Origin of the sequence: Exiguobacterium sp. s191 (assembly GCF_018618955.1) — a bacterium.
Taxonomy (GTDB): domain Bacteria; phylum Bacillota; class Bacilli; order Exiguobacteriales; family Exiguobacteriaceae; genus Exiguobacterium_A; species Exiguobacterium_A abrahamii.
Genome location: NZ_JACSNC010000002.1, coordinates 310428 through 324676, shown reverse-complemented (window position 1 = coordinate 324676; position 14249 = coordinate 310428). Strand labels below are relative to the sequence as shown.

10 protein-coding genes, 1 rRNA gene and 2 riboswitches are annotated in these 14249 nt (G+C 48.2%); all 11 genes read right to left on the bottom strand.

Annotation, left to right across the window (positions count from 1 at the left end; all coding sequences use genetic code 11):
* A 16S ribosomal RNA gene (locus KNQ09_RS13265) occupies nt 1–322 on the bottom strand; the annotation flags it as partial.
* Between the two features lie 318 nt (nt 323–640).
* Nucleotides 641–1552, bottom strand: coding sequence for a proline dehydrogenase family protein (locus KNQ09_RS13260; protein WP_064300634.1), 912 nt, complete (start codon nt 1550–1552; stop codon nt 641–643).
* An 84-nt stretch (nt 1553–1636) separates the two neighbouring features.
* The gene (locus KNQ09_RS13255) at nt 1637–2941 is read right to left on the bottom strand and encodes an NCS2 family permease (protein WP_035398981.1); all 1305 of its coding nucleotides are present in this window, start codon (nt 2939–2941) and stop codon (nt 1637–1639) included.
* 135 nt (nt 2942–3076) lie between these two features.
* Nucleotides 3077–3178, bottom strand: a riboswitch (purine riboswitch).
* A gap of 69 nt (nt 3179–3247) precedes the next feature.
* Nucleotides 3248–4279: an acyltransferase family protein gene (locus KNQ09_RS13250; protein WP_214858793.1), complete on the bottom strand. Its 1032-nt coding sequence runs from the start codon at nt 4277–4279 to the stop codon at nt 3248–3250.
* Between the two features lie 111 nt (nt 4280–4390).
* Nucleotides 4391–5911, bottom strand: coding sequence for a glutamine-hydrolyzing GMP synthase (guaA, locus tag KNQ09_RS13245; protein WP_051353615.1), 1521 nt, complete (start codon nt 5909–5911; stop codon nt 4391–4393).
* A gap of 129 nt (nt 5912–6040) precedes the next feature.
* Nucleotides 6041–6142: riboswitch (purine riboswitch) on the bottom strand.
* 40 nt (nt 6143–6182) lie between these two features.
* Nucleotides 6183–8255, bottom strand: coding sequence for a transglutaminase TgpA family protein (locus KNQ09_RS13240; protein WP_214858792.1), 2073 nt, complete (start codon nt 8253–8255; stop codon nt 6183–6185).
* Nucleotides 8252–9334 carry a DUF58 domain-containing protein gene (locus tag KNQ09_RS13235; RefSeq protein ID WP_214858791.1) on the bottom strand — a complete coding sequence of 361 codons (1083 nt, stop codon included), beginning with the start codon at nt 9332–9334 and terminating at the stop codon, nt 8252–8254. The genes KNQ09_RS13240 and KNQ09_RS13235 overlap by 4 nt, the downstream gene beginning before the upstream one ends.
* On the bottom strand, nt 9331–10287 hold the full coding sequence (locus KNQ09_RS13230; protein ID WP_053452594.1) for an AAA family ATPase: 957 nt from the start codon (nt 10285–10287) through the stop codon (nt 9331–9333). Before KNQ09_RS13230 ends, KNQ09_RS13235 begins: the two co-directional genes overlap by 4 nt.
* A gap of 365 nt (nt 10288–10652) precedes the next feature.
* Nucleotides 10653–11657, bottom strand: a complete 1005-nt coding sequence (locus KNQ09_RS13225) for an ABC transporter permease (protein WP_029340729.1) — start codon at nt 11655–11657, stop codon at nt 10653–10655.
* Complete coding sequence (locus tag KNQ09_RS13220; RefSeq protein ID WP_214858790.1) at nt 11654–13162, bottom strand: sugar ABC transporter ATP-binding protein; 1509 nt, start codon at nt 13160–13162, stop codon at nt 11654–11656. The genes KNQ09_RS13225 and KNQ09_RS13220 overlap by 4 nt, the downstream gene beginning before the upstream one ends.
* Nucleotides 13159–14241 (bottom strand): sugar ABC transporter substrate-binding protein, encoded by a 1083-nt coding sequence (locus tag KNQ09_RS13215; protein ID WP_029340727.1) that lies wholly within the window; start codon nt 14239–14241, stop codon nt 13159–13161. Before KNQ09_RS13215 ends, KNQ09_RS13220 begins: the two co-directional genes overlap by 4 nt.
* Between the last annotated feature and the right edge of the window lie 8 nt (nt 14242–14249).

The window sequence follows — 14249 nt, the reverse complement described above, 5'->3', positions numbered from 1 at the left end:
ACCCTCTCAGGTCGGCTATGCATCGTCGCCTTGGTGGGCCGTTACCCCACCAACTAGCTAATGCACCGCAAGGCCATCTCAAGGTGACGCCGAAGCGCCTTTCATCAACGGACCATGCGGTCCGTTGAACTATCCGGTATTAGCTCCGATTTCTCGGAGTTATCCCAATCCTTGAGGCAGGTTCCTTACGTGTTACTCACCCGTCCGCCGCTCATTCCACTGCCTTCCCTCCGAAGAGTTCCGTCAGTTTCCTGCGCTCGACTTGCATGTATTAGGCACGCCGCCAGCGTTCGTCCTGAGCCAGGATCAAACTCTCCATGAAGTGTTTGACTTGCTCGTTGTGTGACCGAAGTCACGATTGACGAAGCTTGCGCTTCATTCGTTTTTGTATTCCGTAGAATACGATTTTTGCCTCATCGTTCAGTTTTCAAAGTTCGTCTGCCGCCTTAGCGACTTTAATAGATTAACAGGTTGTTTTGATTATGTCAACCATGCTTTTTAAAAAACTTTTCAGCCCCAACGAACCGTTTATAAAAGGCGTCTCGCTGGAACATTTATTAATATAACAACAAAATTCGACAAACACAAGCATTATTTTAAAAAAACTTTGCAAAGAGTTTAAATCCTCTTCGCAAAGTCTTTACCTTCTTAACATGGCTCCTACTGTAAACGCGATATTCGCTGGGCGTTCTGCTAACCGTCTCATCAAATACGTATACCAGTCCACACCATGCGGAACGTAGATAACGACACGATAACCTTGTCGAACTAACTCTTGTTGTCGTTTCGGTCGCATGCCTTGAAGCATTTGAAATTCAAACCGTGATGGATCAATCTGTTTCATTTGAGTAAAGTCAATGATTTGCTGAATGATCTGTTCATCATGTGTCGCGATTTGCGTGTAGTTCCCATTTAACAAATTGACTTTTACTAATTGAAGGTATGTCTCATCGACTGTCTTCTTCGGTTGAATATAGAGTTCATCGTCTCCATCGTATGCCCCTTTGACGATACGTACTGTTGCCTGAAGACGTTCTAGATCAAAACGACTACGGAATACATTTGCCTGTAGCGCAATTCCGACGTTTGGATAATGTTCATGTACGCGTTCGAAGACTCGGACGATCGACTCGACCATCATCGCTTCTTCCATATTGACTGTCACACGCATGTTTTGTTGATCTGCAACCTCTGCAATACGACTTAACTGTTGATAGGCGATATCCGGATCAATTCTTAATCCGATCGATGTCAGCTTTAAAGATACTTGTGCGTCTAGATCGTATGCTTTGATCTGTCCGATGACTTTGATGCATTCATTTGCGATGTCTACAGCGTCTTGTTCTGTCTCGACGAACTCTCCTAGACAATCTACTGTCGCGGCTCGTCCATCTTGATTAAATTGTTTCACAGTGCCGAGTGTCTCTTCTGCGCCCTGTCCTCCGACGAATAATGTTCCACCAAGCGGTAATCCAACTTTTCTCGCTAATTGAATCAGTAACCTATTCTCAGCCAAGTTCTCAAATACAGGTCCAGTAATCTGCTGTAACATCTGAATCACCCTCTCTCTTCTCCCTTACCCTCTCCCAAACAAAAAAACGTCTTTCTTCTATATAGAAGAAAGACGTAGTTTGGATTAATGCAACCAGATGAAGTAACCGAGGAAACCGAGTGATAATACATACATGATCGGATGCACTTCTTTTGCTCGTCCTTTCGCGATCATCGTGACCGGATAGAAGAGGAAACCGAATGCAATCCCTGTTGCGATTGAATACGTTAACGGCATCATGATGACGGTCAAGAACGCGGGAACCGCATACTCGAATTTTTTCCAATCGATCTGGAGCAATGAAGCTGCCATCAACACACCAACGATGATCAATGCGGGTGCTGTGACCGGTGCGGTGATGATTGCGAGCAATGGTGAGAAGAATAAAGCGAGACCGAAGAATAAAGCTGTGACGATCGCCGTCATTCCTGAACGACCACCTGCTGCAACCCCTGCACTTGATTCGATGTAAGAAACCGTCGTCGACGTTCCAAGGATCGAACCTGCTACTGTTGCTGTTGAATCAGCGATCAATGCGCGACCAGCGCGTGGTACTTTATTTTCTTTGATCAGACCGGCTTGGTTTGCTACCGCAACCAGTGTACCTGCTGTATCAAAGAAATCAACGAAGAAGAAAGTTAAGATGACGATCATCATTTGAACCGTGAAGATTTCATCGAAGTGAAGGAATGCTTGCCCAAATGTAGGTGCGATGCTTGGTGGTGCTGAAATGACTTCACCAAGACTTGTTGGAATCGGAATCAAACCGAAGATCATTCCAGCGACTGCCGTTAGGATCATTCCGAAGAAGATCGCCCCTTTGACACCACGCGTCATTAGGACCGCAGATACGACAAGACCAAATACCGCGAGAAGCGTTGTTCCTTTACTTAAATCACCAAGCGAGACGAGTGTTGCTTCATTCGCAACGACGAGACCACCTGTTTTTAATCCGATGAACGCGATGAACAATCCGATACCTGCTGCAACTGCCATTTTCAATGGTTCTGGAATCGCATTGATGATCATCTCACGAATACCTGAAGCTGTTAATACCATGAAGACGAGACCTGAGACGAGAACGCCTGAAAGTGCGGTTTGCCATGGAATACCCATTCCGATGACGACGCTGTAGGCGAAGAAAGCATTTAGTCCCATTCCTGGTGCGAGCGCGATTGGATAGTTCGCTAGTAATCCCATCGTAACGGAACCGATGATCGCAACGAGTGCTGTGGCACCGAAGACTGCTCCTGCGTCCATTCCTGCTTCGGCTAATGTATTCGGGTTAACGAATAAGATATACGCCATCGCGAAGAATGTTGTCATGCCGGCGATGAACTCTGTACGCATGTTCGTACCAAGCCCATTGAAATCAAAGAAACGCGCAATCGCATTTTCTTTTGCTTTCGGTTGGTGTGGCTGTTTCAATTGTGTGCTCATGATTGCCTTCCTTCCAAATAAGCCGTCTCCTTGAAAACAAAAAACGGCCCTTACCTAAGCGGTAAAAGCCGTTTCAATAAGCGCACGATGTTGCGTGTGCGCCGTAGTAGGAACCTTTACGGTGTTCCTGTAGAGACTTCCGGGCCCTATCCCCAGAATTATACGGCATTATTTATGTTTTTTTAGTGGTATGAAAAATAAGAACAGACACATCGTAGCACGGTCAAATTCATGGGTCAACCATAAAAACGAAATTTAACCACTTAATTTATCCGAACGTTCGGTTTTGTAAGCGTTCTTCTGTTCGGAATTTATCATGATCCATTTCGATAGTTGTAGTGTCATCGGGAATTTTCCGAGTAAAACTAAAATTAGAATCGTCATCACACCAACCCCTATACCATGCCAAATCCCGACATTATTATAAAACGATATCGCAACCAACGCTTTTACAATAAAACCGTGTCCGACATAAATCGGTAATGTATGAGCACCCAGTGTTGTTCCACTTCCATCTCGTCGTGGTATCCAAGCAAAAAAAGCGCAGACTAAAAGCAGTTGCAAACCATACAAAGAAAGTCGAATACCTGCTCCTTCTAAACCGAGACCCATAGAAGCATAACCGCTTGTACCACTCAATAATTGAAAGTTCAAAGTCTCTGGGTAACGTAACAGTAGGACGATTGCGATTCCGCCCACCCCTAATCCAAAAACCTTTGCGCCACCCGACGTCGGAAAGGTTAACTTGTGTCGTCGGAATGTATAGCCCAGTAAAAAGAACGGGAAAAACACGATAATCCGTGAAGCGCTGAGTGTCCAACCAATCGTTTCAAAAAAGCCGAGATAAACACTGACCATGATGCTTCCCGCGACAAAGTACCATAATGACACTTGTAGAAAGTGATTGATCCAGACGATTCCCCACAACACGAACGTCCATATAAATACGGCAAACAGATACCAATAGATATACGCCGGTTGCAGCGTCCAAAACGCATATTGTGTGATTCCCATCCACTTTGTCACTGCGACGAATATCGTTTGTACAAGTAGAAATAGTACAAGATAGTCTAGTGTGAGTCGAAGAAGACGAGATGCCGTCATGTGTCCTTTCGTAAAGTAACCGGAAATGAAAATGAAAGCTGGCATATGAAACAGATAAATGAAATGAAACAGGTTCGTCATACCGACATCTTTTGAAATCATCGGTTCAATCAAATGACCGAATACGACGAGCGTAATCAATCCGAATTTTGCATTATCCCAATATGCATCACGTTTGTTCATAACGAATGTCCTTACCTAATCCTTTAGAATAATAAGCTCCATCTCATAGTGTAGCAGGAGATAACAAAAAAGCACCACGTTCTTTTACAGAAACGTGGTGCTGATCACTTATTACTCCCACTCAATCGTTGACGGTGGTTTCGACGTCACATCGTACAGGACACGGTTAACGTTCTGGACTTCGTTGACGATTCGGACCGAGATCTTCTCGAGCACGTCCCATGGGATACGTGCCCAGTCTGATGTCATTCCGTCAATTGACGTGACAGCACGGATTCCGACCGCATAGTCGTATGTCCGCTCATCGCCCATGACACCAACCGAACGGATTGGAGGAAGGACTGTGAAGTATTGCCAGATTTCGCGCTCGAGTCCTGCTTTTTTGATTTCATCGCGAAGAATGAAATCAGATTCACGGACGATTTCGAGTTTCTCATCTGTGATTTCACCGAGGACACGAATTCCGAGACCTGGTCCTGGGAACGGCTGACGCCACACGATTTCATCGGAAAGACCGAGTTCTTTCCCGAGTTCACGGACTTCATCCTTGAACAACGTGTTGATCGGTTCGATCAATTCAAACTGCATGTCTTCCGGCAATCCACCGACGTTGTGGTGTGATTTGATTGTTTGTGCCGTATCCGTACCACTCTCGATGATATCCGTATAGAGTGTACCTTGCGCAAGGAAGTCCATATCCGTCAGCTTCGAAGCTTCTTCGTCGAAGACGTAGACGAACTCGTTGCCGATGATTTTACGTTTCTGCTCTGGATCTGAGATACCACGGAGTTTGTCGAGGAAACGGTCCTGGGCATCAATCTTGATGACGTTCATGTGGAAGTGATCCGCGAATGTCTTCATGACGCTCTCCGCTTCACCCTTACGCAATAAACCGTGATCGACGAACATACATGTCAATTGATCACCGATTGCTTTGTGAATCAAGGCTGCGACGACAGACGAGTCGACACCACCAGAAAGGGCACAGAGGACTTTTTTGTCGCCAACTTGTTCTTGAATCTTCGCTACTTCGATTTCGATGAAGTTCTCCATCGACCAATCGCCTGCACATTTACAGACTTCAAAGAGGAAGTTCTTGAGCAATTCTTTTCCGAAGACCGTATGGTTCACTTCCGGGTGATACTGCACACCGTACATTTTCAATTCTTCGTTCTTGATCGAAGCGATCGGACATGACACGTTCGTTCCATCGACGACGAATCCGTTTGGCACAGATGTGACGAGGTCGCTGTGGCTCATCCAGACCGTTTGTTCAAGCGGTAGGTTCGCATACATCGGTGACGGGTCTTGTAACGTCAATGTGGCTTTTCCATATTCACGATGTCCCGCACGTTCTACTGTTCCGCCGAAATGTTGTGACATGAGCTGCATGCCGTAACAGATCCCGAAGATTGGAATACCGAGGTCGAAGATTTCTGGATCACACCGGTACGCATCCTCTGCGTAGACGCTACGTGGACCACCTGAGAAGATGATACCAGCAGGTGCGATTTCTTTTACTTCTGCTGCAGTGATTTTATGCGAATGCAATTCACTGTAGACACCAAGGTCCCGAATACGACGTGTGATCAATTGATTGTACTGTCCTCCAAAATCGAGGACGAGAATCATTTCCTGGTCCAAATGTGCTTCCAAATCTGTTCCCGCCTTTCTGATTTCATGCGCACCCTATGAAAAAAGCCCACTCTTCGCCCATGGATAAAATGGAAAAAGAGCAGGCCGCTTCACAAAAAAATGTATACGAAGGGTCTGCTCCTTCATAGTCAGGTCGTTTAAGGTGACCCGGTAGAGACTCTCGCGCCATATTCGCGAGTATATACAAAGGAGATTGCATGTGTGTGATTTACGTTGTTCCCATTGTAACTGTATCGTTTCGTAAATATCAACCCTCTACATGACGAATGATATTTTCGAAATATTCACGTTTTTTCTCAACCGATAGTGATTCTCCACCATAGACCATCCGTTCGTAAGCATCCGTCAACGGTCGCATCGCATACGTCTCGTAGTACCCATCGACTTCGTGAGCGAGTTCCGCAAGCGTCCGACCATCTTGATAATGGAATCCTTTTTTATCAAGACGTCGTAAGAGGTACCGGTACATCCGGCGGAATCCTTCCGGTCGCTCGATTTGTCTCCGGAAGAAGAGAATCGCGAGTGTTCGAATAATTGGTTTTCGGAACAAGTACAAGAATAAGAGAGCAAGTGCCGTCAGGAAGATTGGCCAAAATGGAATTGACTTCTGCTCCGTCTGTCCAGCGCTAGTCGTCTGTTCTTCATCAAGAAGATTTTCTTGCGGACGATTTGGCGTCGTCGTCTCCGTATTATCTTCTGTCTCACGTTGCGGATTTGCTTGTTCCGTCTCATTATCCGTTTCCCGATCGATCGTGTATTGTCCTGCTCCATCGAAACTGACTGTTGGCTCAAGCGGTACCCAGCCTGGTCCTTCGATATACACTTCGACCCACGAGTGCGCATTTTTATTTCGCACTGTATAACTCGTCACGGCAGCTCCGATGACGTCGGATTCGCCTCCCGTGAACCCTTTCACCCAGCGTGCGGGTAACCCGGCTGCCCGTAGCAAAACAGCAGCCGACGTCGAGAAGTTATCACAGTATCCGAGCTTCGTCTCGAATAGGAATTGATCGACGTAATCTTGATTTTCTCCTGGTACGGCAACTTCCTCCGTATTGTATTCAAAGTTCTCTTCTTCGAAATAATTTTCAATCGCCCGTGCTTTGTCCCACGGTGTCTCCTCCCCCTCAACGATTTGTTCCGCTAAATCACGGACACGCTGTGGTAAACCATCCGGCAGTTGGAGATACCGCTCTGTTTCATTCTCCGATAAATTGACGGGTTCATCTGTCTGGAGTTGTTCTTCCGTAAAGAGCGGATACGAGTAGTCAATTTGATAATTGCGTTGACGATCCGCCTCGTCTAGATACGATATTTTTTGATTCTCTGGATCAACCAGTACATTTTGTCGTTGTTGATCGACCGAGACCCGGACGTTATCTCCGTTATATGGCACGAACGGTAATTCACGTGCCATCTCAAACGTCGCTGTTTCCTCACGTGTCTTGACTTCTCGCCCGAAGTGCGAGAAGAAACCCCGTCCATCGATTTCCGGATTCGATTCCGACAGCACCCAGCCTTTGCCGGTATAAATGTCTTTCGTCTCGACTCGCCAGTATCGGTTCCCTTCACTCTCGACCTGGAAGACTTCCCGATCGTCCATCTGGAAGGGTCCTCCGAGTTGCTCGTCATTGTTACCGTAACCAACCTTTTGAATCGCATTCGTCGGCTCTCCTTCACCTTCAAGCCCGGACGTCAAATCGTACCAACTGTCTTGCCATGTCGCATTGATGACAGGACTTTGGACAGCAGCGACGATGACGGCACCCATGATGAATAAGGCACTCAGCGGACGAACGTAAGAAGCGCGTGGTCGTTCGTTGACTTCCGTCGCATAGAGCAATAGCAAGGATAAGATGATCGGATAGAGAATGAGCGTCTCTCCCGAGTAATCCGTCCATGTATCACAATAGGCGATGAATCCGATGACTCCGAAGGCAAGTCCGAAGACGAACCCACGATTCGGGAATGTCCGGCGCGCGAGATACGCAATCAAAAAGCTAATCAATCCGATCGAGAGCGCGAAAGCGGGTCGTCCTGGTAATTCACCATTGATGACGCTCTGAATATCTGAACTGATTTCCGTAAAGATGCCCCATGGTGCTGCTCCCGGCGTCAAAATCAGATAGAACGACAGCAGTAATCCACCGAGACTTCCGAGTAAAAAGTAACGCCGCGATAGATGCGACAACAGCAACGGCAGAAACAGCATCGGTAAGAAGGACCAGAGATGCTCGAACGTCGTCAGTTCGAGAAGTGGTGGCATGAAACAAGTCAGGACGGCTGCCGCGATGGCGTTCCAAATCAAGCGTCGCATCATCGCACTCCCCTCCGTTCTGGTGTATAGACATGAACGGTGGCTTCTTGATTAATCTTCGAAATCCATAGTTCATTGTTCGATTCAAGATCCGGTGTGATGAAAAGGACGTTGCCACTCAATCGAAGTGCTTTTGACGAATACTCCCATGACTCGATGAACGTCCGCGTCCGACTCGGCTGCGCCGTCATCAGGTAATGCGTCAGTTTCGCTCCTTCAAGAGGTAGCGACAACGATTGAACAGCATGTCCGACGAGGTGAATGCGGTAGTTCAGCCGTCGTTTGTTCAACTGATCCGTCGCTTCTGCCAGCATCGAGATGACGCGTTCGAAGGCTTCACCCGCTTCCGTCCCCTCATCAAAGACGATCGTCGTCTCCCGTTCCTGCTCTCGTTCGAACGTCTTCGTCATTAAGCCTTGACGTTTCGCTGTCGCTTTCCAGTCGATCTGATTCATCCGGTCACCACTGACGTATTCCCGGACCCCGACGACAGTAAAGGACGACTGACGAAGATCAAGCGACACAGGGGAGATTCCTCCATCGCCGCGATCCTCCTCATGCGGAAGTTGAACGGCAAGGCGTGCCGGTTCGATCGCAAGATACGTCTCGACCGGAAACATCCGCTTCCGCTTGAACAGACCGAACGGATCTGTAATTTCAACGATACAGCCAGGAATCTGGTACACTCCTCGACGAATCGATGGAATCGTGTAGTCGATGTGCTCTGTCTTTCGGTAGTGGGCACGGAGCGGACGACTAATATCGAGTTTTTCTTCACTGAGTTCGTTTGGAATCGCCTCCGTCACCTCGACGGCTCCGACCAGAAACGGGAAACGTCGGCGAACCCGTAAGGAAACCGGGATATCCGTTCCGGCAACGAGCATCTTATTTGAGACTTCGCGCGTCGCCAGTGCCTGCGTGACAGGCCAAACGAGGAAGAGCGTCCAGTAGACGGTCAAACCAGCCATGACATAAAACAGCAAGGAAGCGACATTTCCGCCATCGACGCGCGCATATGTCCATAAGGCAACCGTCGTCAAAAGGAGTACAGCGTAACGCCAACCAATTTGCCACTTCGTCATAGGGACTCCACGTCTTGTTGGATGGGTACAGCAATCTCTTTTTTGATTTGTTCTAAAATCCGTTCAGACGATTGACCGTGATAACGCGCGTCCGCTGTCAAAATCAAGCGGTGTGACAGGACCGGAATCAAGAGATGTTTGACATCATCCGGTAAGACGAAACTGCGTCCTTCCATGTATGCCCATGCTTGCGCGACTTTCATCAAGGCAATCGAAGAACGGGGACTCGCGCCGAGATAAAGTGAACCGTTCGTCCGGGTCGCTTGGACGAGATGGACGATATATTTTTTGACAGGCTGTGAGACATGGACGTTCTTGACTTCTTCTTTCATCTGGAGCAATTGCTCGCGACCAATCACCGCTTCGAGCGTTTCAATTGGTTCATCCCGTTCGAAACGTGTCAGTAGCTTCATTTCTTGTTGGAAATCAGGATAACCCATTTTGACTTTGACGAGGAAACGGTCGAGTTGTGCTTCTGGTAACGGATACGTTCCTTCATGTTCAATCGGGTTTTGTGTCGCCATGACGAAAAAGGGATTCGGAAGCGTATGAATCTCACCATCGACGGTGACGTTCGCTTCCGCCATTCCCTCGAGTAAGGCAGATTGAGTTTTCGGTGATGTTCGGTTGATCTCATCGGCTAAGACGATGTTCCCCATTAGAGGACCCGGTCTATATTCGAATTGGCTTGTTTTCTGGTTATACATCGATACACCCGTCAAATCTGACGGAAGTAGGTCTGGCGTGAACTGAACACGTTTGAAGGTCAACCCGATCGATCGGCTGAACGCACGGACGAGCATCGTCTTCCCGACTCCCGGTACGTCTTCTAATAGGACGTGACCGCCCGCTAGTAGTGCTGCCAATGATTGTGTGATGACATCTTCCTTACCGATGATGACTTTCTCTACGTTGTCGATAATCGCTTGAATCTCCTTAGTGTATGTTCGCATTGTCAGGCCCCTTGCTCTCGTAGTAGTTGAATTTTCTGACTTTTTATATCATCTCATATTCCGCTACGCTTTTAAAGAAATACGAGCAGTTTCTAGCACATGAAAAAGGGGGAACGCCGTAGCGTTTCCCCCTTATTTGTTTCAGGAACGAACACATGCCGTGATCCGTTCTTGAACCGTGCAGTTGCACGTAAAACACGAATACATCCGTGTCAATGGACAACGTTCGTCAAGTCCGGTGATCCTCTTCTTTCAGAAGCGACATGCGATCGTTCCCTCTACATTGGTAATCATTCATGTGCATCACCATCCTTTCATATATTGAATATTACCGAATATGTTATAAACGAAACGTCGAATTTTAATTATTTTTTTCGATACCGCGCATAGGTCGTCGCGAGTGCGACCGCAAGGACCAGCCCTTTGATGATATTCAACGAATAGTATGGAACAGACAGCATGACGAGACCATTTTCAAGAATCCCGACGAGACAAGCCCCAACGAGTGTGCCAAGCGCATTCGGCTTCCCTTGTCCTGCGAACGACGAGCCGATGAATGCGGCTGCGACCGCTGGCATCAGATAACCGGAACCGGCATTGATTTGTGACGATCCGACTTGTGACGCAAGCAAAATCCCACCGACCGCCGCAAGTAACCCAGCAATCAGATACGCGAGTGCCCGGTAGCGGTTGACACGAATTCCTGTCAGTCGTGCGGCTTCCGGATTCCCGCCGATGATATAGAGAAAACGACCGTGTCGCGTATGGCTTAAGAAGACGTGGGTCACAGCGACGACGACGAGCATGATGACGATGATCCAAGGTGCCTGGCTGATTTTCGCGAATGCCTCCGGAATCGTGCCGACTGTTGGTGTACCGTCCAAGCGCGGCATTCCGGCACTGATTGAACCACCACCGGTATACGTCATCGCGACACCTTCGACGATAAACATCGTCGCAAGCGTCGCAAACAAATCCGGAATCTTAAACCAGACGATGAGTAAGATGTTCACCAGAGCAACGCTAAGAGATAAGAGAAGTGCTAAACCAATCGAGACACCGAGCGGTAGACTGTACCAGACGAAGAACGAGACGACGAAAGAACTCGCAAGCGTCGCGGTCGACCCGACCGATAAATCAAATCCATTGACCGTCAAAGAAACGGTCAAGCCGATCGCGATAATCGTCACGATGGAAATACTTCGTAAAATATTAATTAAATTCGTCCCTTGTAGGAATGTTGGAGCCGTCGTCGCAAAAAACAGGACGAGGGCAAGGATCGCGAGGACGATCCCCCAGTCGTTCAAGAATCCGAGGACAGGACGTAAACCCTTCCCTCGGTTCGTTTGTTTTGATACTACCTCATTCATCGTTGCCCTCCTCCTGTCGCATACCACAACAAGGTTTCTTCTGATGTGTCCGCCGTCTTCGTTTCATGGACGATCCGTCCATCGAACATGACGTAGATTCGGTCCGTGACGGTCAAAAGTTCATCCCATTCACTCGTCGCGTAAAGGATCCCTTTTTGTTGTTGCGCGAGTCCGTCAATCAGACGATAGATATCTTGTTTGGCTCCGACGTCGACACCTTTTGTCGGTTCGTCCAAGACGAGTACAGAAACATCGGTCAGTAACCATTTTCCGATGGCGACTTTTTGTTGATTCCCACCGGATAGTTGACCTACTTCCTGTTTCACGTCTGCCACTTTAATGCCCAGCTCCTTGACCCATTGCGATGCCTGATCTGCTTCTTTGCGACGATCCATCAGCCCCCAGCGGTTGACGAAATCATGAGCTGCCGCTGCTGTTAGATTTTCTGCGACAGAATCGGCAACAAGAATTCCTTCTTTTCGTCGTTCTTCTGGAACGAGACCGATCCCCGCTTGAATCGCAGCTTGTGGATTGCGAAGGCGATGGGCTTTTCCACCTATCCGAACCTCCCCTTCCTGAAACGGACGATCACCGAACAATGCTTTGCATAATTCCGTTTTACCGGCACCGACAAGACCCGCGATACCAACGACTTCACCTGCTTGAACCGTCAAGGAGATCTCGTGGACGTCCGCATTCGTAGCACTCTCGACGGTCAATACGTTCGTTGCATTTACCCGTGACGTTTTCGCAACAGACGTAAGCTGACGCCCGAGCATTTGCTCAACGACAGCTTCCTTCGTGATGTCTGTCAAAAGATATCGTGAGATGAGTTGACCGTCGCGCATGACCGAGATGGAGTCGCAAATCTCATATAGTTCCTGTAAACGATGCGAGATGAAGATGATCCCAAGCCCTCGTTCGGCTAAACGACGCACGACTGAAAAGAGATGGCTTGTTTCCGCCTGACTGAGAGGTGCCGTTGGTTCATCTAAAATCAAAAAACGGCGTTCTTGGACGAGGGCGCGAGCAATCAGTACGAGTTGCTTTTCAGCAAGCCGCAACTCCTCGACACGTGTCTTGACGGAAATATCCGCCTGTAATGTCGCTAACGCTTCCTTGGCACGCTGTATGTAACGGCGTTGGGATACGAAGCCAGTCATCGTTCCGTCCGTCAACAGATCGAGACAGATATTCTCAGCGACCGTCAAATACGGGACAAGCGCCACATCGACCTCTTGTTGGACGAGGTCGATTCCAATCTGTTTCGCATCACGTGGTGACGTGATGGACAACTCCTTCCCGTCGAGACGGATCGTTCCTTCGTCCGCCGTTTCCGCTCCGGATAAGACTTTCATCAACGTCGACTTACCGGCACCATTCGCACCGACAAGCGCGTGGATTTCACCGGATTTCACTTCAAACGAGACTTGTTTTAAGGCTTGCACTCCTGGAAACGCCAGTGAAATCCCAGTCATCTTCAAGTGATGATTGGTAGACGTCATTGTTTTTTATGGACGTCACGCAACCGGTCCATCCACGGTTCATTGAATTTGTCCGATGTACTCCATCCTTTGATGATCGTATCGAGATTGTACATCGTCGTATCCTGCTTCAACGCCTTCTGCTCCACGAGTTTCGCGTCGAGATCAAAGCTATCCGGTGTCTTCTCGCCAGCGATTTTCTTAGCCAGTAATCGCATGTCCGTTTGTCCAATCAAGAATGGATCCACCGCACTCGTCGAGACCCAGTTACTGCCTTTTTCACGCATCAGGTTGATATCCTGATTCGAGACATCGATCGAGATTAGCGGGATTTCTTGACGTTTATTATCCTTGAGCGATTTGTAAGCCCCTTTTGCGACTTCGTCCCACGCTCCCCAAACCGCATCAATGCTTCCTTTCGGATATTTCGCGAGAATCGCATTCATCTTCGTTGCGATATCCCCTTGGACATCTTGGAAGTTTGTCGGTCCAACCGTCTCAAGCGTTTTGATCTTACCGTCTGCTTCGTACGTCTTATAGATTTCCTGACGACGATCGAGCGGGGCAAAACCTGGTCCGAACCAAAGTTTGATGACACGGACCGGCTTTTTGTCCGTCACCTTCGTCACTTCATCAAGCGATAGCTTCGCGAGTTGATGATCGTTTTGGAATGTTTCCGTCACACCTTTTAACGCCGTTCCTTTTTTCTTCGTGACCGTATCGAACGTCACGACCTTCAGCCCTTTGTCGACCGCTGGTTTAATCATGTCATAGGCGTAGTCTTCCTTACCATGCGAGATGATGAGCCCATCATAATCTTGCTGAATCGCTTGCGCGACAAGCTCCTTGAACTTGACGTCGTTACCTTCCGAAATGAACGTGCTGACTTTAAAGCCAAGCGCTTCGCCTTCACTTCGCGCGCCATCAAGGAATTGTTTCGTATGGTCGTCCGATGCTAGGTTGCGGATGACGGCGATCTTGACGTCCGATTGAACCCCTTTTGGTACATCCTTGACGACCTTCGTCGTCGTGGCTTCTCCATTCGCACAAGCCGCTAGTAACAGTGCCGGTGCTAGGACGGCGTAAGCTAGTTTTTTCATGACATATC